This is a genomic window from Allobosea sp. 05T422_2, from assembly GCF_056396265.1.
Window position 1 is genome coordinate 14479 of sequence record NZ_JBFTLD010000015.1, and the last position, 22623, is coordinate 37101.

Annotated in this window: 22 protein-coding genes; 14 read left to right on the forward strand and 8 right to left on the reverse strand. The window is 66.1% G+C overall.

The window, feature by feature from the left end:
• Positions 1-21: 21 nt before the first annotated feature.
• Positions 22-2094 carry a TonB-dependent hemoglobin/transferrin/lactoferrin family receptor gene (locus AC1DJT_RS04855; RefSeq protein WP_476767822.1) on the reverse strand — a complete coding sequence of 691 codons (2073 nt, stop codon included), beginning with the start codon at positions 2092-2094 and terminating at the stop codon, positions 22-24.
• 301 nt (positions 2095-2395) lie between these two features.
• Here AC1DJT_RS04855 and AC1DJT_RS04860 point away from each other — a divergent pair, with 301 nt between their 5' ends.
• The 6 genes from AC1DJT_RS04860 (at position 2396) to AC1DJT_RS04885 (ending at position 8256) form a co-directional block, all read left to right on the forward strand.
• A complete protein-coding gene (locus AC1DJT_RS04860; RefSeq protein WP_476767821.1) occupies positions 2396-3352 on the forward strand; it encodes a heme/hemin ABC transporter substrate-binding protein in 957 nt (318 codons plus the stop codon).
• Entirely contained in the window at positions 3349-4458 is a 1110-nt protein-coding gene (locus AC1DJT_RS04865) for a FecCD family ABC transporter permease (protein WP_476833634.1), read from the forward strand. Before AC1DJT_RS04860 ends, AC1DJT_RS04865 begins: the two co-directional genes overlap by 4 nt.
• Positions 4451-5284: a heme ABC transporter ATP-binding protein gene (locus tag AC1DJT_RS04870; RefSeq protein ID WP_441492707.1), complete on the forward strand. Its 834-nt coding sequence runs from the start codon at positions 4451-4453 to the stop codon at positions 5282-5284. The genes AC1DJT_RS04865 and AC1DJT_RS04870 overlap by 8 nt, the downstream gene beginning before the upstream one ends.
• Before the next feature lie 58 nt (positions 5285-5342).
• Entirely contained in the window at positions 5343-6419 is a 1077-nt protein-coding gene (locus AC1DJT_RS04875; protein WP_441492706.1) for a tryptophan 2,3-dioxygenase family protein, read from the forward strand.
• Positions 6419-7597: an aminotransferase class V-fold PLP-dependent enzyme gene (locus AC1DJT_RS04880; protein ID WP_476833635.1), complete on the forward strand. Its 1179-nt coding sequence runs from the start codon at positions 6419-6421 to the stop codon at positions 7595-7597. Before AC1DJT_RS04875 ends, AC1DJT_RS04880 begins: the two co-directional genes overlap by 1 nt.
• Before the next feature lie 173 nt (positions 7598-7770).
• Positions 7771-8256, forward strand: coding sequence for a L,D-transpeptidase (locus tag AC1DJT_RS04885; RefSeq protein WP_476833646.1), 486 nt, complete (start codon positions 7771-7773; stop codon positions 8254-8256).
• 63 nt (positions 8257-8319) lie between these two features.
• Here AC1DJT_RS04885 and AC1DJT_RS04890 read toward each other — a convergent pair whose 3' ends face one another.
• Positions 8320-9267, reverse strand: a complete 948-nt coding sequence (locus AC1DJT_RS04890; RefSeq protein WP_441507443.1) for a 2-hydroxyacid dehydrogenase — start codon at positions 9265-9267, stop codon at positions 8320-8322.
• A 239-nt stretch (positions 9268-9506) separates the two neighbouring features.
• Here AC1DJT_RS04890 and AC1DJT_RS04895 point away from each other — a divergent pair, with 239 nt between their 5' ends.
• On the forward strand, positions 9507-9824 hold the full coding sequence (locus AC1DJT_RS04895; RefSeq protein ID WP_069878671.1) for a DUF2853 family protein: 318 nt from the start codon (positions 9507-9509) through the stop codon (positions 9822-9824).
• A gap of 116 nt (positions 9825-9940) precedes the next feature.
• Here the strand turns inward: AC1DJT_RS04895 and AC1DJT_RS04900 are convergent, their stop codons facing one another.
• Both AC1DJT_RS04900 and AC1DJT_RS04905 read right to left on the reverse strand, forming a co-directional pair.
• Positions 9941-11242: a class I SAM-dependent methyltransferase gene (locus AC1DJT_RS04900; RefSeq protein ID WP_476833636.1), complete on the reverse strand. Its 1302-nt coding sequence runs from the start codon at positions 11240-11242 to the stop codon at positions 9941-9943.
• Between the two features lie 64 nt (positions 11243-11306).
• The gene (locus AC1DJT_RS04905) at positions 11307-11576 is read right to left on the reverse strand and encodes a DUF1674 domain-containing protein (protein WP_441492702.1); all 270 of its coding nucleotides are present in this window, start codon (positions 11574-11576) and stop codon (positions 11307-11309) included.
• A 113-nt stretch (positions 11577-11689) separates the two neighbouring features.
• Between AC1DJT_RS04905 and htpX the strand changes: the two genes are divergently transcribed.
• The 7 genes from htpX (at position 11690) to AC1DJT_RS04940 (ending at position 19476) form a co-directional block, all read left to right on the forward strand.
• Positions 11690-12616 carry a zinc metalloprotease HtpX gene (htpX, locus tag AC1DJT_RS04910; RefSeq protein ID WP_441492701.1) on the forward strand — a complete coding sequence of 309 codons (927 nt, stop codon included), beginning with the start codon at positions 11690-11692 and terminating at the stop codon, positions 12614-12616.
• Position 12617: 1 nt separating this feature from the next.
• Positions 12618-13979, forward strand: a complete 1362-nt coding sequence (locus tag AC1DJT_RS04915; protein ID WP_476833637.1) for an RsmB/NOP family class I SAM-dependent RNA methyltransferase — start codon at positions 12618-12620, stop codon at positions 13977-13979.
• 72 nt (positions 13980-14051) lie between these two features.
• Entirely contained in the window at positions 14052-15779 is a 1728-nt protein-coding gene (locus tag AC1DJT_RS04920; RefSeq protein WP_476833638.1) for a heparinase II/III family protein, read from the forward strand.
• A gap of 100 nt (positions 15780-15879) precedes the next feature.
• The gene (purH, locus tag AC1DJT_RS04925; RefSeq protein WP_441492698.1) at positions 15880-17472 is read left to right on the forward strand and encodes a bifunctional phosphoribosylaminoimidazolecarboxamide formyltransferase/IMP cyclohydrolase; all 1593 of its coding nucleotides are present in this window, start codon (positions 15880-15882) and stop codon (positions 17470-17472) included.
• Positions 17473-17551: 79 nt separating this feature from the next.
• Positions 17552-18730, forward strand: a complete 1179-nt coding sequence (locus AC1DJT_RS04930) for a low temperature requirement protein A (protein WP_441507448.1) — start codon at positions 17552-17554, stop codon at positions 18728-18730.
• A gap of 3 nt (positions 18731-18733) precedes the next feature.
• Positions 18734-19012, forward strand: a complete 279-nt coding sequence (locus AC1DJT_RS04935; RefSeq protein ID WP_476833639.1) for a hypothetical protein — start codon at positions 18734-18736, stop codon at positions 19010-19012.
• On the forward strand, positions 19009-19476 hold the full coding sequence (locus tag AC1DJT_RS04940) for a YbaK/EbsC family protein (RefSeq protein ID WP_476833640.1): 468 nt from the start codon (positions 19009-19011) through the stop codon (positions 19474-19476). The genes AC1DJT_RS04935 and AC1DJT_RS04940 overlap by 4 nt, the downstream gene beginning before the upstream one ends.
• 6 nt (positions 19477-19482) lie before the next feature.
• Here the strand turns inward: AC1DJT_RS04940 and AC1DJT_RS04945 are convergent, their stop codons facing one another.
• The 4 genes from AC1DJT_RS04945 to AC1DJT_RS04960 form a co-directional block, all read right to left on the reverse strand.
• Positions 19483-20298 (reverse strand): DUF72 domain-containing protein, encoded by an 816-nt coding sequence (locus AC1DJT_RS04945; RefSeq protein ID WP_441492694.1) that lies wholly within the window; start codon positions 20296-20298, stop codon positions 19483-19485.
• 150 nt (positions 20299-20448) lie between these two features.
• Positions 20449-21516 carry an NAD/NADP octopine/nopaline dehydrogenase family protein gene (locus AC1DJT_RS04950; protein ID WP_476767815.1) on the reverse strand — a complete coding sequence of 356 codons (1068 nt, stop codon included), beginning with the start codon at positions 21514-21516 and terminating at the stop codon, positions 20449-20451.
• Between the two features lie 29 nt (positions 21517-21545).
• Positions 21546-22121: a peroxidase-related enzyme gene (locus AC1DJT_RS04955; RefSeq protein WP_476833641.1), complete on the reverse strand. Its 576-nt coding sequence runs from the start codon at positions 22119-22121 to the stop codon at positions 21546-21548.
• Positions 22118-22621 carry a CMD domain-containing protein gene (locus AC1DJT_RS04960; protein ID WP_476833642.1) on the reverse strand — a complete coding sequence of 168 codons (504 nt, stop codon included), beginning with the start codon at positions 22619-22621 and terminating at the stop codon, positions 22118-22120. The genes AC1DJT_RS04955 and AC1DJT_RS04960 overlap by 4 nt, the downstream gene beginning before the upstream one ends.
• Positions 22622-22623: the final 2 nt, after the last annotated feature.

Here is a 22623-nt window from a genome sequence, read left to right on the forward strand (position 1 = left end):
TGCCTGGCGGCATTGCAGTCCTCATGTGCCGAAGCGCGTCGAGAAGCCGATCTTGCCGACGAAGCCCGGGCTGTTGTCACCGTCGCGGTAGCGGCGATAGCGAACGTCGCCGACATTCTCGAGCGAGAGATAGGCGCGGGCATCCGGCGTGATCTTGTAGTCGGCGTAGAGATCGACCAGCGCATAGGCCTTGCTCGCGAGCACCTGCGATCCAGGCGGCAGGCGCTTCTGATCGTCGACCAGCGTCAGCCGGGCGCCCACCGTCAGCTTCTCCTCGAAGAAGCGCAAACCGCCGTTGAGGACCAGCTTGTCAGGATAGATCGACTCCAGAGGCTGGTTCAGCGTCCTGTTGTCGCCGCGGATGGTCGAGCCGGCAAGGGTCATGAACCAGCGCTTCGCGTCGTAGCCGAGTTCGGCCTCGAAGCCGGTGATGCGCGCCTTGGCAACGTTCTGGTACGAGAAGAAGGCATCGTTGCAGGCGCCCGGGATCGGCGCGCCGCAGGGAGCACCGGGATCGACGAAGATACCGTCGATATAGTTCTTCACGTCGTTCCTGTAGACGGCGAGCTTGCCGCGGAAGCGGTCGCCCTCGCTCAGGATGTCGTCATATTTCAGATTGACGCCGGCCTCGAGCGTCTTGCCCACTTCCGGCTTCAGGTTCGGGTTCGGCCGGAAGATGAAGCTGGCGGGAGCCGGATGCGGCCCGTCTACCAGCGTCTCGGTCACCGACGGCGCCCGATAGCCCTCGGCATAGGTGCCATAGACCTGCAGCCCCTGCAGCGGGGTGACGCCGAGCGTCAGCTTGGGCGAGATGCGGTTGCCATCCGACGAGGTGCGACCGCCGCTGAGCTCATAGGCGTCGTAGCGCAGCGCGCCGATCAGGTCGAAGATCGAATACTTGACGTGGCTCTGCACGAAGCCGCCATAGACGCTGCGCTTGCCGGACGGCGTTGTCTCGTCGCCATTGCTGACCGGATCGCTGGTCCTGACGCGATCCTCGAACCAGTCCGCGCCGTAAGTCAGATTCAGCGCTGCCGCGCCCAGATCGAATTTCGAGGTGTTGTAGATGTCGAACCCCGTGGTCTGGACCTTGAAATAGCGCTTCGCGCCCAGGGCGGCGCCCGTACCCGAGATCTGGGTCTGGTCTGTGTCCGTCGAGGTCGAATACGCACCGATGTTCAGGTTCAGCCACGGGATATCGGGCCGCGAGAAGCTGTAGCGCGCCGTGTAGTTCTGCGTCGTGACCTCGTTGTCGCGACGCGGGGCCGTGGGGGTGCCGACACCGTTGGAGAAATCGTAACGCTGGTACTGGCCACCGAGCTTGAGCTCCTGGCCTTCGCCGGGCGTGATCACGATCTTGCCGAGACCTGAAACCAGGTCCTGCCCGGTATCGGCGATCTTGGTGCCATTGCCGTCGCGATAGGGATTGAGTGAGCGGAACGAAAGCCCGACCAGGCCCGCGACGACGTCATTTGGCCGGAAGGCGCCGATGGCATTGCCGAAGACGCCGGTCTGGCGAGCGAACACACCGGTACCGCCGATCTCGGCCGCTGCGCGCTCGCCGGGCCTGAGGATATCCTTGGGATCGACCGTCTCGAAGGACACGACGCCACCGATCGCGCCTGAACCGTAGATGTTGGCAACCGGGCCGCGCGTCACGTCGATGACGCGTACGAAAGAGGGATCGAGGAAGAAGGCGCCATTGGCATTATGGCCCGATCGCTGGAAATTCTGGCGCGCGCCGTCGACCGTCACCGCGACGCGGCCGAAATCCTGCAGGCCACGAATATTGATCGCGGTCGCGGGGTCGTTCGGGTTTTCCTGTGTCGAGACGCTGGGCATCTGGTTGAGGAGGGTCCCGAGCCTTTGCGGCTGCTGCGAACGGATCTCGTTGCGCGTCATCACAGAGACCGAGGCCAGCGCGTCAATCGCGCGCTCTTCCTGCTTGCTCGCCGTCACGGTGATCTCGTCCAGCGCAATCGGCGTAGCAGCGGAGGCTGGCGCCGGCTGGGATTGAGCATGAGCGCCGAGCGACCATAGCGCGATGGCAGCCACGGAAACGGAAGCGCGCAACAGCGCGGCGTGAGAATTCATACGTCCAGCCCCGAACCTGACCTGAAGATTTTGCAGCGACTGGCTGGCTGGACGCGGGCTGCGTGTGGCTGGCTGGCGCGGGCGGTCGCACCGTCCCGGCGCGCCGCTCTTGACCCTTTGTAGTAAAGCTGAATATCACCGTCAACAACGCTTAAGATTTACCCTTCCTTAGAATAATTAAAAACTGACAACTGCTTTAGATCACCTTTAGACGACGAGATGTCGCGCACTCTTGGCTAGACGAGATCGATTCCGATCCCATCTTCCATTGACGCGCAACCCGTGAAGCGGAGAGACCATCATGCCAAGCCCCCTGGCGCCTTCAAGGACGCTCGGCGCACGGCCCCATCGACGCGAACTGAGCGCCGCGATCGGACTGACGTTTCTGGCCGCCGCCGGCCTCTTTGCCCCGTCCACGCTCCCCAGCCCGGCCCAGGCACAAACTCCGGATCGCATCGTCGCTGTCGGCGGCGTGATCACCGAGGTGCTCTATGCACTCGGCCTGCAGGACCGGATCATCGGTGTCGACACCACCAGCCAGTTCCCCCCCGAGGCCCTGCGCGACAAGGCCAGCGTCGGCTATGTCCGTGCACTTTCGGCCGAAGGTGTGCTCTCCCTCAAGCCTTCGCTGGTTATTGCACTCGAGGGCGCCGGACCTCCCGGAGCGGTATCGCTGCTTAACGAGGCCGGGCTGCGCCTCGCCAGCATTCCGGAAGACAACTCGCCTGATGGCGTCGTCACCAAGATCCAGGCGATTGGCGCCGTCGCAGGTGCGGCCGAACCCGCGGCGCGCCTCGCGCAGCAGACGAAGCTGCGTTTCGACGAACTTCAGACGCTGCGCTCCAGCCTGCCGGCCAAGAAGCGCGTGCTCTTCGTCCTGTCGCTCCAGAACGGCCGCGTGCTGGTCGGCGGCCGCAACAGTTCGGCCGATGCGATCATCCAGATGGCCGGCGGCGTCAACGCCGCGACTGCGGTCGAGGGCTTCAAACCCCTGAACGACGAGGCCATCATCGCGGCCGCCCCCGACGTGATCCTGATGATGCGCAACAGCAGCAGCCATAATGCATCGCCGGAGGAAGTATTCGCCATGCCGACCTTCTCGCAGACCCCGGCCGCGGCGAAGATGGCGCTGGTCAGGATGGATGGCCTCTACCTGCTCGGCTTCGGGCCGCGCACACCGGCGGCAGCCCGCGACCTGATGGCAGCGCTCTACCCCGAGGCCGCGATCCCGCCGCTCAAGACCGCCGCTGCACCATGACGCTGGCCGTCCGTCCAGCCGACACGATGGCCACGGCCGCGCTCGCCAGCTTCGCAGCCGGACAACGGMGGCAGGCCGTTCTGGTCATCGTCGGCCTTGTTCTGCTCTGCGGCCTGTTGATGATCGTGGCCGTCGGGCAAGGTGCGTTCTCGATTCCGCCTGGCCGGGTCGCCGAGATCCTCTGGGCCAGGCTGACAGGCGAGACCGCCCTGCTGGAAGGGCGCGACGCGCTCGTCGTCCTCAATATCCGCCTCCCGCGCGTGCTGCTCGGCGCCCTCGTTGGCGCCGCACTCGCGATTTCCGGAGCCCTGATGCAAGGGCTCTTCCGCAATCCGCTCGCGGATCCCGGCCTCGTCGGCGTCTCCGCCGGCTCCGGCCTGGCAGCGGCTGCGACCATCGTGCTCGGTGACCGCCTTCTCGCCGGCCTGACGATGAAGCTGCCTTTTGCAGCCCTCCCGTTCGGCGCTTTCTGCGGCGGCCTGATTTCGACCCTGACCCTCTATCTCATTGCGACCCGCCAGGGTCGGACCTCGGTCGCGACCATGCTGCTCGCCGGTGTCGCGCTCGGCGCGCTTGCCGGCGCGCTGACCGGCGTCCTCGCCTTCATTTCCGACGACCGACAGCTGCGCGACCTGACCTTCTGGTCGCTCGGCAGCCTTGGCGGCGCGAGTTGGACCAAGCTCGTGGTCATCGCGCCCATCGTCCTGCCGCTGCTGCTGGCGGTGCCCCTCCTGGCCCGCGGGCTGAACGCTTTGATGCTCGGAGAGGCCGAAGCCTACCATCTCGGCATCCCGATCCAGCGCATCAAGGCGCTGGCGATCCTGCTCGTGGCCCTGGCCGTCGGCGCCAGCGTCGCCTCGGCCGGCGTGATCGGCTTCGTCGGCATCGTCGTGCCGCATCTGATCCGCCTCGCCATCGGCCCCGATCACCGGCTGTTGCTGCCGCTCTCGGCGCTCGGCGGAGCAACGCTTCTCGTCGCCGCAGATATCGTCGCGCGCCTGATCGTCGCCCCGGCCGAATTGCCGATCGGCATCGTCACTGCAGCACTCGGCGCGCCCTTCTTCCTGTGGCTCCTGCTGCGTCGCGCGGATGGTCTCGATGTCTGAGCCGATCAACAACGAGCCGATCCTCTCAGGCCGGTCCCTGAGCTTCATGGCCAGCGGGCGCGCGCTGGTCAGCGAGGCTTCGCTCGATCTCAAACCGGGCAAGACCACGATCCTGATCGGCCCCAACGGCGCCGGCAAATCGACCCTGCTCAAGCTGGTCACCGGCGAACTGAAGCCTGCCAATGGCGAGGTCCTGCTCGACGGCGAGCGCCTCTCCGCGATCCCGTCCTGGCGCCTGGCCTGCCAGCGGGCCGTGATGGCGCAGCACACGCGGCTCGCCTTTCCCTTCAGCGTCTATGAGGTCGCACGCCTCGGCGTGGACGGTGTCGGGCGCGCCTTGTCGCGTCAGCGCCGCGAAGCCCTCGTCGGCGAATGCCTGGCCTCGGCCGGCGTCGCCGAGCTCGCCGCGCGGCGTTATCAGACCTTGTCCGGTGGCGAGCAGCAGCGCGTGCAGTTCGCCCGCGTGCTCTGCCAACTCGAGGCCGGTCGCAGCGTCGCTGCGCGGCAGACCCTCTTCCTCGACGAGCCGATCGCCAGCCTCGACCTCTGCCATCAGCTCGCCCTGCTCGATATGGCACGCGCGATTGCGGCCCGCGGCGTGGCCGTGCTGATCGTGCTCCACGATATCAATCTCGCCGTGACCTATGCCGACCACCTCGTCGTGATGGACCGCGGCCGCATCGTCGCCCAGGGGGCGCCGGCAGCAACGCTGGATGACGCCTTGCTGCGCAATGTCTTCAAGGTCGACCTCAGCTTCAGCCGCGCGCCCGCCGCCGGCCTGCCCTTCCTCCTGCCCCAGCAGCACCGCCCCAACGCAGCCGCTTGATCCCCCGGAGCGGTTATTTTAAGCTTGAAATAATTGCTCCGAACCGGGGTCCGCGATCATGTCCGCTTCACCGCGCAGATTGTCCTACGGACGTTATCTTCAGGTCGACGATCTGCTGGCCTGCCAGACCCTGGAGAGCGTGAAGGCCGGCACGCCGGCCCATGACGAGATGCTCTTCATCATCGTCCATCAGGCCTATGAGCTCTGGTTCAAGCAAATCCTGCATGAGCTCGACCGCATCCAGCTCGACTTCTCGGCGAGCCCGGTCGCCGACGAGAATCTTGGCCGCATCGTCGCGGGCCTCGGCCGCATTCATGAGATCCTGAAGCTTCTGGTGGGCCAGCTCGACGTCCTGGAGACGATGACGCCCGCCGGCTTCCTCGAATTCCGCGACCTGTTGACCCCGGCCTCGGGTTTCCAGTCCGTGCAGTTCCGGCTGATCGAGAGCCGTCTCGGTCTCGCCGATACGCTCCGTCTCCGGATCGACGATCAGAGCATGCGCGAACGCCTCGCGCCCGAGGATCGTGCCAAACTCGACGCCGAGCATAGACCGTCCCTGCTATCTCAGCTTGACGCCTGGCTCGCGCGCACGCCCTTCGTCGCACTTGGCGACTACAGTTTCCGTGAAAGCTATCGTGCCGCCGTGACCGCGGCGCTACAGCGCGATGCGCGCAGCGTCGGCACCGATCCGTCCCTGCCGGAAGCGCAGCGCCAGGCCGATGCCGCCGCGATCGAAACGGCGCTCGCCCGCTTCCAGGCCCTGTTCGAGCCGGACGCCGCCGGCACAACCTGGCACATGTCGGCGCGCGCGATCGAAGCAGCCCTATTCATCGCGCTCTATCGCGACATGCCCGTGCTGCAGCTGCCCTTCCGGCTCCTGCAAAACCTGATGGACATCGACGAAAGCCTGACGCTCTGGCGCCTGCGCCATGCGCTCATGGTCGAGCGCATGATCGGCGTCCGGCCCGGCACCGGCGGCTCCTCGGGCTCGGGTTATTTGCGCGCCACGGCCGAGAAGCACCGCATCTTCATCGACCTCTTCCATCTCTCCAGTTATCTGCTCGCCGCCCGGGACCTGCCGGCCCTGCCCGAGGGGGTACGCCGGCGCATGGGCTTCAGCTACGGGGCGGCCTGATGCACGGCGACTGGACAGCTCATTTCAGCCGTTTCCGCAACGCGGCACCGGAGCGGATCAACCTCGCGGCGCATAGCCATCACGACTGGCCCGATGTCAGTTTCGCGGCGCAGGAACAGGCCTGGACCGACGCCGCCCGCCTCGCAGGCCATAAATGGAGCCTCGTCTTCGGCGAGCTGATTCCGGCGGTTCAGGCCGGCATCGCCCGCGAGCTCCGGCTTCCCGATCCGTCGAGCATCGCCTTTGCGCCGAACACCCACGAATTCCTGCGTCGCCTCCTCTCCTGCCTGCCAGCCGACCGCACCCCTCGCATACTGACGACGAGCGCCGAATTCCACACGGCTCGGCGGCAGCTCGCCCGACTGGCCGAAGAGCGACTGATCCAGCTCGACGAGATCGCCGCAGAGCCCTTCGCAACATTTCACGAGCGCCTCCGGACGGCGATCATCGCCGGTGGCCACGACCTGATCTATGTCAGCCAGGTCCTGTTCAATTCGGGAGCGACCTCAGGCGATCTCGCAGCGCTTGCCGGCGCAGTACMGTCCGAGGAAACCCTGGTCGCGATCGATGGCTATCACGGCTACCTCGCCCTGCCGACCGACCTTTCGGCGATTGCGGACCGCGTCTTCTACATCGCCGGAGGCTATAAATACGCGATGGCCGGCGAGGGCTGCTGCTTCGTGCACTGCCCGCCAGGTTATGGCCCGCGCCCGCGCGACACCGGCTGGTTTGCAGCCTTCGGCGCGCTCGCGGCTCCCCCCGGCAGCAGTGTCGGCTACTCCGCCGACGGCGGTCGCTTCCTCGGCGCCACCTTCGATCCCAGCGGGCTCTATCGCATGCGAGCCGTGCTGGCATGGCTGCAGGCCAACAGTCTCGCTGCGCATCACGTCCACGAGCACGCCATCTCCCTGATGCGGCAGTTCCTCTCCGGCCTCGATACGCTGACAATTCCCGGGCTATCCCCGGCCCAACTGATCACGCCCGTTGGCAATCCTGCGGCACATGGCAATTTCCTCGCCTTCCGCACCGCGGGAGCCGGAGCGCTGGAGGCGACACTGGCGAAGCACGGCATCGCCACGGATCATCGCGGCGACGTGTTGCGGTTCGGCTTTGGACTGGCGCTGTCGGACGGAGATGTGGCCGAGGCTCTCGATCGGATGAAGGCCCTGAACGCCTGATCGAAATCATCGGAATGATCGATTTTACGCCGGATTCATCGTGAATCCAGGCTTCACCATATCGCTCAACCGCCGGTTCACGGTCGCAGCGCCACATCTCCCGCAGAACCCGAAGCGGGAGATGAACCGTGACCAGACGCCTCGCCCCCATCGACCTGCTGCTTGCAGGCGCGATGTCCCTGCTGGCCCTTGCCTTCGCCGGCCGCCCCGCGCTCGCTCGCGAACTCGTCCAGTTCCAGGACCAGCGCTACTACCCAGGCACGATCGTGATCCGCACCGGCCAGCGCAGCCTCTATTTCGTCACGGCGCCTGGTGAGGCGATCCGCTACCAGATCGCCGTCGGCAAAGCCGGCAAGCAATGGCGCGGCGTCAAATATGTCGAGGAACTCGCAGTCGAGCCAGCCTGGAGTCCTCCGGCCGAGGTCAAGCGCGCCCAGCCGAACCTGCCCAACGTCATCGCCGGCGGCTCGCCCCGCAACCCGATGGGGGCCCGTGTCATCGGCCTCGGGCCGGGTGGTGAATACGCCATCCACGGCACCAACGCGCCGGGCACGATCGGARCAGCGGCCTCCTTTGGCTGCTTCCGGATGCACAACCCCGACGTGATCGATCTCTATGCCCGCGTCCGCATGGGCACGCCCGTGGTGGTCCTGCCTTAGATCATCTCTAGTGATTGCATCGGCTGTCCGCGAAAGCCGCAATCCACTTTTCGGACTGAGGCTTCAGAGGGCAACCGGCGACAATAATGGCCTTCCGGAAAAGAAGGCCGCGAGGTTGCCGATGAGCAAATCCTGCTGGGCATGCTGCGCCGATTCCGCGTTGGCGCCGATATGGGGCGTCAGCACCGCATTCTCGCAGGCCCGCAACCGCTCGGAGACATGCGGCTCGTTCTCGTAGACATCGAGCGCCGCACCCGCGATCACGCCCGCCTCGAGCGCGTCGCATAGCGCAGACTCATCCACGGCGATGCCGCGCGAGATATTGACGAGATGCGCTTGCGGACCGAGCGCCTTCAGTACCTCCGCGTTGATCGCGTAGCGGTTCTCGGCACTGGCACGCACCGAAACGACCAGCAGGTCCGCCCAGTGAGCCAGCCCGAGCAGGCTGTCGTGATAGAGATAGGGCAGGTCTGCGCGCGGCGACCGATTATGGTAGCCGATCGTCATGTCGAAGGCCGCAGCGCGACTGGCAATGCGGGCACCAATGGCGCCAAGTCCGTAAATGCCCAGCTTGCGACCAGCCAGTCCAGGCACATGCGCCATCCGCGCGACCGCATTGCCTTGCCATCGTCCGGCGCGCAGGAACCGGTCTCCGCTATTGATCTGCCGCGCGCTGGCCAGGAGCAGGCCCATGGCAAATTCCGCGACGCTTGTCGCGTTGCTGTCGGCGGCATTGCTCAGCAGGATGCCGCGCTCCTTGGCGCGCACCCGGTCGACCCCCTCGAAACCCGTGCCGTAGCACGCGATCAACCGCAGCTTCGGCAGGGCATCGATCAACGCCGCATCCGTCTTGTGGCTGCCGATGGTCAGGAGAGCCTGAACCTCCTCGGCCCCTGCCGGCAACGCATCCGGAGCTGAGCGCGCCATCGGGCCAAGCAATGTGTAGCTTTCGTTCAGACGCGCGACGAGCCGATCAGGCAGGCGCGGCGCCATGAGGATGGTCGGCTTCATCAGGAATCAAGCTCCATGGCGGTGTTGCATCGCAACATCGAACGGCAGCTTGCTCAACCCGTTTCGGAGCGGGGACCGCCATCTCGCCGACGCAATGCAACCGCTCTGAACGCCTCGCCGAAAAAGGCCAACATCGCCTAGCGTAACCTCTCGCCTGCGACAAAGAAGCGCGTTAACGTTTGCTTGCACGACTTCAATCGCGCTCGGGCCTGAAGCACCGAGCCCAACAGGGGCTATCGATGGATCATCTCGCCGACGTCAAGAAATACGCCAGGAAGGCCGTCAACGAAGCTGCCTTTGCCGGTATGTCCAAATCTTACGCGCTCGTCATGGGCAAGCCCGACACCCGCTTCGTCGCCTGCACGGATCCGGCCGAACTGGAGCGCGTCCGCGAGAACTTCCTGAAGAAGAAACTCGGTCTCAAGAGCGCCGATCTCGATGCATCCATCAAGGCAACCTGCGAGCATATGAAGGACGACAAGACCAAGTCGCGCCTGACCTTCTACTACCTGCTGGCCGAGCACTACGGGAAGCTGGATCTCTTCGTGAAGAAGTAAGACGCGCCCTGCGCGCATGCCCGGGCTGGCCCCGGGCATCCTGGATCACAAATCTATTCCAGGACGAGATGGTCGGCTCCAGGCCGACCATATTGCCTATCCGCTTCTCGCCACGCTCAGCGATAGAGGTCCGCGCGCGTCAGCGGCAGACCCGATGGTCCCTTGCGCCGCTTCGAGACCAGCGTCTGGTTGATCAGCGCGCCACCGCGCTCGAAGGCGAGCGAACAGCCCGCGAGATAGAGCAGCCACATCCGCGTCCGCTCGGGACCGATCTCCGCCTCGGCCTCGGCCTTGCGTGCATTCAGCCGCTCGAACCATAGCCGCGTCGTGCGCTGGTAATGYTCGCRCCACCCCTCGACATCATGCACCTCGAAGCCATGGCGCTCGAGATTGGCGATCGACATGCCGAGATGGTCGAGTTCACCGCCCGGGAAGATATAGCGCACCAACGCCCGGTACTCGGCCGGCATCTTGTTGAAGGCGCGCTCGGTCTTCTTGGCTCGCCGCGAGATCGTATGGTGCAAATAGAGACCGCGCGGCTTGAGCAGCCGGTTCACCGCCTGGAAATAGGCCGGGTGATTGCGGATGCCGACATGCTCGAACATGCCGATCGAGGAGATCTTGTCGAAGACCCCCTCCATCTCCGTGAAATCCTTGAGATGCAGCGTGACCTTGTCCTGAAGACCGAGTCGCTCGACCTTCTCGCGAGCCAGCGCGAGCTGCTCCTCGGCAAGCGTCACGCCATGTGCCTCGACACCATAATGCTGCGCGGCATGGCAGATCAGCGCGCCCCAGCCGCAGCCGATATCGAGCAGCTTCTCGCCGGGCTGCAGGCGTAGCTTGCGGCAGATCATGTCGAGCTTGTCGCGCTGCGCCCGCTCGAGATCGGTATGATCCTCGGTAAAATAGGCGCAGGTGTAGACCATCTCCTCATCGAGGAAGAGCCGGTAGAACGCGTTCGAAACGTCGTAATGATAGGCGATATTGGCCTTGTTGGTGGCGGGAGCGCCATCGCGGGTGGCCTTGTCGCCCTGCAGGTGCTCGACGGCCTGCGGCGCAGCGCCGGGCGCGAGCAGGAAGCGCCTCACGACATCGAACACCGCCGATTTCGGGATACCGCGCGCCAGCCGCGCGACCTTTCCCTCCGGGCGCGCCGCCGCGAGATCGAAGATCGTTCCGTTCACGATCGCGATCCGGTCGGTGACATGCAGATGCAGCAGCGTGTCGAGCTTCGGCTTGCGGAGCAGCGCTGCAACGGCGCCGGAGTCGCGGATCGCGATCGCAAGGCCGTCCTCAGGCCACTCGGAGGGGATGCGGCTCCCGTCCCATAATGCGAAGCCGAGCTTCAATCCAAGTTTCTGGTGTGCCTCGGTCAGAAGTCGCCGCAAGGCGGCGAGGCGTTTGGTGTCGCGATCCATGCGTGGCCGATCCATCCCCGTCCCGACCTGTTTGACGGCAGGCGTGGGGCTTGGCAACCACCCGTCAGAAATCGCTCGCGATTCCCTTCACTTCCCAGTCGTCGTAGCGCACCGGATCGAGACCACCGCGGCCGTTGAGCTCCTTGTCACGCTTYGCCGCCGCCGCCTTGGCGTCGATCTCGGCGCGTCGCGCCTGTGCTTCGGCCAATGCGCGCTGCGCCGCCGGCGAAAGGCTCCTGGCCCGATCGGTCTCGCTCGTCAGGACTGCGGCTTGATCCTTGGCCGAGGCTTGATCCTTGGCCGAAGTTTGATCCTTGGCAATGTCGTTCGGCATTGGCACAGCGCTCTCTTGCGGGATCGGCATGGTCTTCACCACATAAGGCGCAAATCCGCATTCGGGGAGAGCGAATTCATCATCCCGGACTGCGACCGACAAAGGGGACCAAGATGAACTACGTCCGCACCGGCATCCTGATGGCCGGCCTCACCGCGCTCTTCGCCGTGGTCGGCTATCTGCTCGGCGGCGCGGGCGGCATGCTGATCGCGCTCGGGATCGCCGCCGCGACCAATCTCTACAGCTACTGGAATTCGGATCGGCTCGCGCTCGCCTCCCACAATGCCCATGAGGTCGACGAGCGCAGCGCGCCCGAACTCTATGGCATGGTGCGCGACCTTGCCGCGCGCGCCAACATGCCGATGCCGAGGGTCTACCTGATCGACGAGGAGCAGCCCAACGCCTTCGCCACCGGGCGGAACCCGCAGAACGCAGCCGTCGCCGCGACCACGGGCATCCTGCGCACGCTGAGCTACGATGAGCTCGCCGGCGTGATGGCACACGAGCTTGCCCACATCAAAAATCACGACACCCTGACGATGACCATCACCGCGACCATGGCGGGCGCAATCTCCTCGCTCACCACCTTTGGCATGTTCTTCGGCTCGCGCGAGAACCGGCCGGGATTGCTGGTGCAGATCCTGATTTCGGTGCTCGCGCCGATGGCCGCGATGGTGATCCAGATGGCGATCTCGCGTTCCCGCGAGTACGAGGCGGACCGGCTCGGCGGCGAAATCTGCGGCAATCCGGTCGCGCTCGCGGACGCGCTTGCCAAGATCGCCGGGGGCGTCGCGCATATTCCGAACGAGACGGCGGAGGCCAAGCCTGCTACGGCCCACATGTTCATCATCAATCCCCTGAGCGGACGCGGCATGGATTCTCTGTTTTCGACCCACCCCGACACCGGCAATCGAATCGCCGCCTTGATGGAACAGGCGCGCGCCATGGGTATCGGCCGGGGTCGCAATGCCGGCGGCTTCACCAGCCAGGCCGCACAGAGCCCGTGGAACGGCTCCCACAAGCCCGGCCCGTGGGGCTGAGATGACTGAACAGGACAATTCGCGCGGCAAACCGGCACCGGCTCCCGCCCGGCCAGCCGATGATGCCCCGGGTCTGCCGGCGCGCCGCCTTGCAGCGAACCTGATCGACGAGGTGCTCCGGGCCGGCACCGCGCTCGACGAAACCTATGAACGCATGAGCCCGGCCTTCGGGCTCGACGCCGCCGACGCAGCACTGGCGCGCGCCATCGCCATCACCGCCTTCCGCCGGCTCGGCACGATCCAGCACGCCATCAATGCGCGGCTCGAACGCGGCAGCCCGAAGAATTCGGGCCCGTTCGAGCCGATTCTGGTCGCCGGCGCGGCCCAGATCCTGTTCCTCGACGTGCCGGATCATGCCGCCGTCGATCTCGCGATCCGCCATCTCCACGAGGATGCGCGTTCGGCCCGCTATGTCGCGCTGGGCAATGCGTTGCTGCGCCGGCTTGCCCGCGAGCGCGACGCGATCCTGAACGGAAGCGCCGCCCCCTTTGCCGACACCCCGCCCTGGCTCGCCGAAAGCTGGCGCAGCGCCTATGGCGATGAAACGGCCGCCGCCATCGCAGCAAGCCACGCCGACGAGCCGCCGCTCGATCTGAGCGTGAAGGGTGACGCCGAAGGCTGGGCCGAGAAACTCGGCGGCATCGTGCTGCCGACCGGATCGGTGCGTCTGCGCGAACGCTCGCMGGTGCCGAGCCTGCCTGGCTTTGCGGAAGGCGAATGGTGGGTGCAGGACGCCGCCGCCGCACTGCCGGCGCTGCTGCTGGCGCCCAAGCCGGGCGAACGCATCGCCGATCTCTGCGCCGCGCCGGGCGGAAAGACGGCACAGCTCGCGGCAGCCGGCGCCGCCGTGACCGCAGTCGATCGTTCGGCGCCGCGCTTGCGCCGCCTGCGCGCCAATCTGGAACGGCTCGGGCTCACGGCCGAGATCCTGGCGACCGACGCCGCAAACTGGCAGGCCGAGCCGTTCGACGCGGTTCTGCTCGACGCCCCCTGCAGCGCCACGGGCACGATCCGCCGCCATCCCGATGTCGCCTGGACGAAGACACCCGAGGATCGCGACAAGCTCGCCGCACTCCAGGCCCGGCTGCTCGACGCGGCGGCGCGCCTGACGCGGCCCGGCGGCCGCCTGGTCTACTGCACCTGTTCGCTTGAACCGGAAGAGGGCGAGAACCAGATCGACGCCTTCCTCGCCGCGAACCCGGATTTTGCGCGCGTGCCGATCAAGCCCGAGGATATCGGCGGCCTCCCTGAGGCGATCAACGCCGCCGGCGACCTTCGTACCTTGCCGCATCAGCTTCGCGGCGAAAGCCCGCGGCTCTCAGGATGGACAGGATTTTACGCAAGCCGTCTGATCAGGCTATGACGAAACCGGGATTCGCAGGGCGCGACCACGTCCTCCGGGACGATTCGCATCGGGACGGGGTGAGCGGGGGCATTGAACGGCTGGACTGAGCGTAGGGGGCTTGCCCAGGCGGCGATCGGTCGGGCTGCGCGGCGTACGCGTGGCCAGTTCGTCGGCGCCGCGCGGAAGCTCTGGCCTTTCGGCCATGTCCAGGCCACCCGTCTGCTCTTTGCTCCGCATGATTTGCGCACCGCCGATCCGACTACGGCCGGCGATATCTATTCCGGGTATTATGCTTTCGCCGGACGCACGCTGAGAACCCATGGCGAATCGCCCTTCGACTGCCAGCCGCCGAGCGAGGGCTGGTCCGAGGCCCTGTACGGCTTCTCCTGGCTTCGGCACATGCGCGCCGCCGATACCGCGATCGCCCGCGCCAATGCGCGCGCGCTGGTCGACGAGTTCATCGACAGGCGGCACGACCGCAGCGAGATCGCAAGGCAGCCGGCTGTCGCCGCGCGTCGACTGATCTCCTTCCTGTCGCATTCGCCGCTCCTTCTCGAGGGCGCAGATCACGCTTTCTACGAGCGCTTCATCCGCCATGTCGGGCGGCTGACGGAGCGGCTGACGCTGACGCTGTCCGGCGCGGTCGATGGCGCAGCGCGGCTGCAATGCCTGATCGCAGTGACCTTCGCCGCGATCAGCCTCGACGGCCAGGAGCGCCGGCTGAGGCGCGCCGAGGCCGCCCTGTCCGACGAGCTCGACGTCCAGATCCTGCCCGATGGCGGCCATCTCAGCCGCAATCCGCGGCTGATCATCGAGTTGCTGCTCGATCTCCTGCCCCTGCGCGAGACATTCGTCGCGCGCGGGCTCGAACCTCCGCGCAGTGTCCTCATGGCGATCGAGCGGATGATGCCGCATCTGCGGCTGTTCCGGCATGGCGACGGCTCGCTCGCCCTCTTCAACGGCATGGGCATTACCCCGCCCGATCTGATGGCTACGCTCGCGGCCTATGACGACGCCCGCGCGCGGCCGATCGAGCATGCCGCCTATTCCGGCTATGATCGGCTCGGCGCCGGCCGCAGCACCGTGGTGGTCGATGCCGGCGCGGCGCCGCGAGGGGCCAACTCGGTCGAGGCCCATGCAGGTTGCCTGTCCTTCGAGTTCTCAAGCGGCAGCCAGCGCATCATCGTCAATTGCGGCGCCAGCCGTTTCGGACCGCCCGAGCTCCGGCTGGCCGCGCGTAGCACCGCAGCCCATTCCACGGTGATCCTGGCGGAGCGCTCCAGCGCCTCCTTCGGCCTCGTACTCGGTGAACACCGCATCATCGCCGGCCCCTCCGACGTGCGCGTCGCGCGGCAGGACAGCGAGGCAGGCCATGAATGGGTCGCGAGCCATGATGGCTACCATCGCAATCTCGGCGCCCTGCACACCCGCCGCCTGCTGCTCAGCAATGACGGCACGACGCTGACAGGCGAAGACGAGATCGCCCTGCCCAAGGGAACCGAAACCCTGCCGGCCGTGGCACGCTTCCACCTGCACCCCGGTATCCGAACGAGCCTGATCCGCGAGGGCGAAGGCGCCCTGCTCGCGCTGCCATCCGGCGAAGTCTGGGAGTTCGAAGCCTCCGGCCTTGCCGTCACGATCGAGGAAAGCATCTTCCTCGCCGCAGCCGACGGCAAACGGAGAACCGAGCAGTTGACGATCAGCTTCGACGCTGCCGTGACGCCGCAAGTCACCTGGCGCTTGACCCGCGTCGGCACGGCACCGCGGGCAACGCGGTCGCATGAACGGGGCGGACCCGAGGCACAACCGCCGCTTTGACGGCGGGACGCCGCTCCGGACACCGCCCTTTGCATCCAGGGCCCGGCATGATACGGCCCCGCCAAGCCGCCTTCATTGCACTGCACACCGGATTGTCCCGATGCCGACTGAGCTTCGCCGCGTCGAACGCGCCCTTCTTTCCGTCTCCGACAAGACGGGGCTGATCGAATTCGCGCGCGCCCTTCACCGTCTTGGCATCGCGCTGGTTTCGACCGGCGGCACCGCCAAGGCGATCGCCGAGGCCGGCCTGCCCGTCACCGATGTCTCCGATCTCACCGGTTTCCCGGAAATGATGGACGGTCGCGTCAAGACGCTGCACCCCAAGGTGCATGGCGGCCTTCTCGCCATCCGCTCGCATCCCGAGCATCAGGCCTCGATGCTCGGCCACGGCATCGCGCCGATCGACCTGCTCGTCGTCAATCTCTATCCGTTCGAAGCAACCGTCGCCGCCGGCCGCGCCTATGACGACTGCATCGAGAACATCGATATCGGCGGCCCCGCGATGATCCGCGCCGCCGCCAAGAACCACAACGACGTTGCCGTCGTGGTGGACGCGTCGGACTATGCCGCCGTCCTTGGGGAACTCGAGAGCCAGAAGGGCGCGACCACGCTGACGCTGCGCCGCAAGCTCGCCCAGAAGGCCTATGCCCGCACCGCCGCCTATGACGCCGCGATCTCGAACTGGTTCGCCAACGAGCTGGCGGAGACATCCCCGGCCTACCGCGCCCTCGGTGGCGGCCTCGCCGAGACGCTGCGCTACGGCGAGAACCCGCATCAATGGGCCGCGTTCTACCGCACCCCCGAGCAGCGCCCCGGTGTCGCGACTGCCCGCCAGGTCCAGGGCAAGCAGCTCTCCTACAACAACATCAACGACACTGACGCCGCCTTCGAATGCGTCGCCGAGTTCGATCCTGCAGTCTCGGCCGCCTGCGTCATCGTCAAGCACGCCAATCCCTGCGGCGTCGCCAGCGGCAGCTCGCTGCTCGAGGCCTATGAGAAGGCGCTGGCCTGCGACCCGGTCTCGGCCTTCGGCGGCATCGTCGCGCTCAACCGCAGGCTTGATGCCGAGGCGGCACGGAAGATCGTCGAGGTCTTCACCGAAGTGATCATCGCGCCCGAAGCCGATGACGAGGCGATCGCGATGATCGCCGCCAAGAAGAACCTGCGGCTGCTGCTGACCGGCGGCCTGCCCGATCCGCGCGGCGGCGGGCTGTCGCTGCGCACCGTTTCCGGCGGCTTTCTCGCACAGGCTCGGGACAACGCCGTCGTCGACGACATGGAACTGCGGGTCGTGACCAAGCGCGCGCCGAGCGAGGCCGAGCTCGCCGATCTTCGCTTCGCCTTCCGCGTCGCCAAGCACGTCAAGTCGAACGCCATCGTCTACGTGAAGGGTCAGGCGACTGTCGGCATCGGCGCGGGCCAGATGAGCCGCGTCGATTCCTCGCGCATCGCGGCCTGGAAGGCGAGCGAGGCTGCGAAGGCTGCTGGCGTTGCCGAGAGCCTCGCCAAGGGCTCGGTCGTGGCCTCCGACGCCTTCTTCCCCTTCGCCGACGGCCTGCTTGCCGCGGCCGAGGCCGGTGCCACGGCGGTGATCCAGCCCGGCGGCTCGATGCGCGACGACGAAGTGATCAAGGCGGCCGACGAGGCCGGCCTCGCCATGGTCTTCACCGGCCATCGCCACTTCCGCCACTGAGGCGCGGACGCCGCAAGGGCCGCTCTCGACCACGGGCGCGGCCTGGTCCTATTCTGCCGGCGTCGCGAGCGAGGCCGGCATGACGCAGACCCATCAGCGGCGCACGCCCTTGCGGACGCGCGTTGCACACGAACACGCCAAGGTCAGCTTCGTCGAGCTGTTCTTCGATCTCGTCTTCGTCTTCGCGATCACGCAGATCTCGCACACATTGCTGGAGCATTTCACGCTGCTTGGGCTCGCCCAGGCCACGCTGCTGCTCGGCGCGGTCTGGTGGGCCTGGGTCTGCACGAGCTGGGTGACCAACTGGCTCGACCCCGACTCGACGCCGGTCCGTCTGATGCTGTTCGTGCTGATGTTCATCGGCCTGGCGCTCACGACCTCGCTGCCGGGCGCATTCGAGGATCGCGGCCTGATCTTCGCCTGCGCCTATGTCGCGATGCAGCTTGGACGCAGCGTCTTCACGCTGATCAGCCTACGGGGCCGCAGCCCCGCCAACTACCGGAACTTCCAACGCATATGCCTCTGGTTCGCGCTGTCCGGCGTGTTCTGGATCATCGGCGGATTAGCCGATGGCGGTCTCCGCTTCGGGTTCTGGGCGCTCGCACTTGCGCTTGAATATGGCGCGCCCTGGATCGGCTTCAGGGTGCCTGGTCTCGGCCGCTCCAGCACCGCCGAATGGGATATCGAAGGCGCGCATCTTGCCGAACGATGCGCGCTCTTCATCATCATCGCGCTCGGTGAATCCGTACTGGTGACGGGCGCCACCGCATCGAAGCTGGCAGCAACGCTGCCCAATTCGCTTGCCTTCGCCAATGCCTTTCTCAGCTCCGTCGCGATGTGGTGGTTGTATTTTCATGTCGGCGCCGAGCGCGGCAGCCAGCGCATCTCCATGGCGGAAGATCCGGGCTCGCTGGCTCGCAGCGCCTACACCTTCATCCCTCTGCCTCTCGTCGCCGGAATCATCCTGGTCGCCGTCGGCGACGAGTTCGTGCTCGCGCACCCGACCGGCCACACCGAGCTCAAGGTGGCGATCGCCGTCATCGCGGGGCCGATCTTCTACGTGATCGGAAATCTGCTCTTCAAGAAGGCCACGGCAGGATGGTATCCGCTGTCCCACCTCGTCGGGCTTGGACTGCTGGTCCTCTGGGCTCCGACGGGCGCGATCCTGCCGCCGCTCGCGCTGAGCTTCGGTGCAACGCTCATCCTGGTCCTGGTCGCGGCCTGGGAAACGCTCTCGCTTCGGCCGAAGGAGGCCTGACGCATGCATACGATGAAGATGCTCTCGGMCGGCTTTGCGCTGCTCGGCCTGCTGCTGTTCCTGGCGCCGCGGTTGAACCGCAGCAGCGCGCACCCCATCGCCTATGCGGTCAAACTGTTCATTCCGCTCTGGCTCGCGGTTTCGCTGATCAATCTCGTCGTTGGCGTGACCCGCGCCGGCTACACGGTTCTCGAGGAGGCTCCGATCCTGCTCATCGTCTTCGGCATCCCGATGGCGATCGCGCTGCTGCTACGCTGGTTCTTTGGAAAGGCCTCGGCATGAGTCTCGAATCGGTTMGCTCGTTCTTCGCGGAGCACGCGCCGGACATCGCCATCATCGAGACTGCAGAGAGCAGTGCGACGGTCTCGCTAGCCGCGGCGGCTCATGGCGTCGAGCCGGCGCAGATCGCCAAGACGCTCTCGCTCCGGATCGGCGAGCGGGTCGTGCTGGTCGTCGCGCGCGGCGATGCGCGGCTGGACAACCGCAAGGCCAAGGCGGCCTTTGGCGGCAAGCCGCGCATGCTCGATGCCGGCGAGGTCACCGAGATCACCGGCCATCCGGTCGGAGGCGTCTGCCCCTTCGGGCTTGCCTCCCCGCTGCCGGTCTATTGCGACATCACGCTGAAGGCCTTCGACGAAGTCGTGCCGGCTGCCGGATCCACCCAGAGCGCACTCCGCATCAGCCCGCAACGCATGGTCGAGCTGACCAAGGCCGAATGGGTCGATGTCTGCCAGGAACCGGCCTGACGGGCCTCAGCCCTTGCCGCCGACGCGCTCGATCAAGGCCATTGCAGCAGCCGGGTTGCGGATCTTGTCGCCGCTGATGACATATAAAAAGACATCGCGGCCGCCCTGCACTCCTGCGGGCGTCGCGACTGTGTCGAGATCCTTCGGCACCTCGCCTTCCGCCCAGCGACGGGCACGCTCGGCCCAGGCGTCCAGGTCTGTGGCCGAATAGCCGTTTGGTTCGGCCTCCTGCGTGCCCATGATGCGGCTATAGACGAAAGGCGCCGTCGGATCGGCAATCTGCGTGTATTTGGAATCCGCTGCAGTGACGACCGCTACGCCGTATTCGCGCAGCAGCGCGACGAAGTCCGGCGAGCGAAAACTGTCATGGCGAACCTCGACGGCGTGGCGGAGCGCGCGGCCTTCGACGGATTTCGGCAGCAGTTTCAGGAAAGCCTCGAAATCCACCGGGTCGAAGGCCTTGGTCGCCATGAACTGCCAGTTGATCGGGCCGAGCTTCTCCCTGAGCTCCAGCACGCCGCCCGTGATGAATTTCTCGATCGAGGGGCCAGCTTCCGCAAGCACGCGGCGGTTGGTGATATAGCGTGAACCCTTCAACGAGAAGACGAAGCCGTCCGGCGTCTCCTCGCGCCATTTGGCGAAGCTTTCGGGCTTCTGCGAGCCGTAATAGGTTCCGTTGATCTCGATCGAAGTCAGCTTGCTGCTGGCATATTCGAGCTCACGCTTCTGGGAGAGACCGTCAGGGTAAAAGCTGCCGCGCCAAGGCTCGAAAACCCAGCCTCCGATGCCGATCCTGATGGCGCCCTTTGCTGCTGCGGACATGACGGCTCCTCGTTCAAGCTGGCTGGCGGCATTCTTGTCGCAAACGGGCATTGAGACCACCCGCTTTCGGAGAGCCGTCCCAACCCGTCTCGTCATATCGTGGCCAAACGGCTTGTCAGCGCCTGTCAGCAGGCGTTCGACGACCCGGCCTCAGCCGTCGCGCAACCGCTTGTGCAGACCAGCGGCGTCCAGGCCGCCCAGATCCAGCAACGGCAGGAGATCGTTCTCCGCCCTGAAATCCCGCGCGCAGACCGCATTGAACAGCGCGATGCCGGCCTGATGCAACGGCACTGCCACGCCCGTGACGGCACCGAGCAGTTCGAGCGGCACGAGCCCGAAGGGCACGTCCTCGGTGATGAAGCGGGTATCGAGCGTCTTCGGCCCCATCAGCTCCGGGCGCATGGCATAGACCGCGGCAGCCATCTCGCCGACAGGGCCAGGCGTGACGCCGAAGGACAGGGCATAGTGATCCTGCACACTGCGCACCGCGAGTCCGAAGGCCGCCGCAAGCGCGAGCCGCTCCGCGTCCATCGCATCGATGATGCGGCCGACGCCGCGCGTCGTGCTCCCGTAATTCGGCCAATCCTCGCCCTGTTCCGCGCGGGTCAGATTGCACAGCATGCTCGCCATATGGCCGGGCGGATTGAGGTTGCTCAGCATGATGGCGAGCAGGTCTTCACGGGGCTCGAACCGATCGCCGAACAATGCCTGGCAGATCGAGTGCCCCTCCGCTGCGAAGCGTCGCGGCACGGTCGCGACGTCGAGCCGGGCACGGATGCCGGAGATGTTGACGCTGCGCGGCCCCGTCTTGCGCGCGGTCAGCGCGGTCGTCGCCCAGGCGGCAATCGGCAGCGTGATCCCGCGCTTCGCCAACAGGTCATGCATATAGAGTGCGGCAAAGGAGCTATGCGCGCTGATGACCACGCTCTGGCCGTGATGCAGATGCTCCGAAAGCGTTTCCAGCACGGTTCGGAAGCCATTGGCCGGCACCGCCACGATGACGGTTTCGGCGCCCGCCACGGCGTCCGCACAGCTCTGCGCGACCGCGATGGGCAAGGATGCGACGATCTTCCCGGTTACCGTCAGTTCCGCGCGCCCGGCGAAATCCGCCAGCTCCGCTCCGCTCGGCGACCACAGCACCGGCTGATGCCCCTGTTGCGTCAGATAGGCGGCATAGCCTCGGCCGATACCGCCGGAGCCGATGATGGCGACACGCATGTTCGATGGACTCTTGCTGCGTGGACGGCTCAGTCGCGAACCGGTTCGCCGAGCGTATGCATCAGCCGGTTGGCCCAGCCGAAGATCGAGGCGGAAAGGATCAGGTMGAGGATTTCAAGCTTCGACAGTCCAAGATCGCGCAACGCGGCAATATCCGCCGGTGTCGCCTCGGACGGCGTCTTCGAGAGCCTGACCGCGAAATCGAAGATCGCCTGCTGGTGTTCCTCCAGCTCGGCATCGACGCCATCGGCGAAGATTGCTTCGATCACGTCTGTCCGCTTCGTCAACTGGTTGAAGCGCGAGGCATGCACTGCCGCGCAATAGACGCAGCGATTGACGATCGAGGCGCCGACTGCCCCAAGCTCCCGTTCGGCCGAGGACAGTCCGCCCTTGCCATACATGATCGCGTTGAAGAGCGGCGAGCGCACCTTCAGGGATTCGGGATCATGCGCGAGCGTGAGGACATAGGCCGAAACCTTCTTGTTCGACGGCGTGATCTGCAGCGCATCGAGCTGCTCCGGCGTCGCGTCCTCGAGCGCGACCGGCGTGACATAGGGCGACCAGCGCGGCACCTCGGCCGTGAACTCATGGACCGGAACGCTCACAGGACCTCCTCCAGCAGCCGCAGGCCGGCAATCACGCGGACCTGATAATTGACGAAGGCAGCAAGCTCGGCGAGCCGGACGATGTCGGGCTCCGCGATGCCTGCCGCCTTGAGCGCCTCGATATCCGCCCGCGTCGCGTCCTTGACCGTCTTCGTCAGGATGTCGACATGACGCGTGACCGCGATGAGCCGCGCATCCGCGCCGTGTTGCTCAAGGGCCGCGCCCGAAGCGATCGCCGCCAACGCGGAGGTCTCTCCGGCTTGGCCGAGCAGTTCCCGGTAGTGAGCGGCCAGCCCGGAATCCCCGTTCCATCGGGCCATCCTGACCGCCAGCGCCGCACGTTMGGCATGGCTCAGACCGCCCGGCTCGCGCGGCAGCAGGACCGCGTCATGGCTGGCCTGGCTCATCTCCATGATCCCGGAGCGCTCTGATACGGCGTCCGCAAGTTGGGAGCCCGCCTTCAGCCCCGCCAGGCTCTCGATCAGATTCGTCCCGCTCAATC

What these genes read in the sequence shown, in the direction of transcription:
- AC1DJT_RS04855 (WP_476767822.1), bottom strand. Translation starts at nt 2,094, where the DNA reads ATGAATTCTCACGCCGCGCTGTTGCGCGCTTCCGTTTCCGTGGCTGCC.
- AC1DJT_RS04860 (WP_476767821.1), top strand. Translation starts at nt 2,396, where the DNA reads ATGCCAAGCCCCCTGGCGCCTTCAAGGACGCTCGGCGCACGGCCCCAT.
- AC1DJT_RS04870 (WP_441492707.1), top strand. Translation starts at nt 4,451, where the DNA reads ATGTCTGAGCCGATCAACAACGAGCCGATCCTCTCAGGCCGGTCCCTG.
- AC1DJT_RS04875 (WP_441492706.1), top strand. Translation starts at nt 5,343, where the DNA reads ATGTCCGCTTCACCGCGCAGATTGTCCTACGGACGTTATCTTCAGGTC.
- AC1DJT_RS04890 (WP_441507443.1), bottom strand. Translation starts at nt 9,267, where the DNA reads ATGAAGCCGACCATCCTCATGGCGCCGCGCCTGCCTGATCGGCTCGTC.
- AC1DJT_RS04895 (WP_069878671.1), top strand. Translation starts at nt 9,507, where the DNA reads ATGGATCATCTCGCCGACGTCAAGAAATACGCCAGGAAGGCCGTCAAC.
- htpX (WP_441492701.1), top strand. Translation starts at nt 11,690, where the DNA reads ATGAACTACGTCCGCACCGGCATCCTGATGGCCGGCCTCACCGCGCTC.
- purH (WP_441492698.1), top strand. Translation starts at nt 15,880, where the DNA reads ATGCCGACTGAGCTTCGCCGCGTCGAACGCGCCCTTCTTTCCGTCTCC.
- AC1DJT_RS04930 (WP_441507448.1), top strand. Translation starts at nt 17,552, where the DNA reads ATGACGCAGACCCATCAGCGGCGCACGCCCTTGCGGACGCGCGTTGCA.
- AC1DJT_RS04945 (WP_441492694.1), bottom strand. Translation starts at nt 20,298, where the DNA reads ATGTCCGCAGCAGCAAAGGGCGCCATCAGGATCGGCATCGGAGGCTGG.
- AC1DJT_RS04950 (WP_476767815.1), bottom strand. Translation starts at nt 21,516, where the DNA reads ATGCGTGTCGCCATCATCGGCTCCGGCGGTATCGGCCGAGGCTATGCC.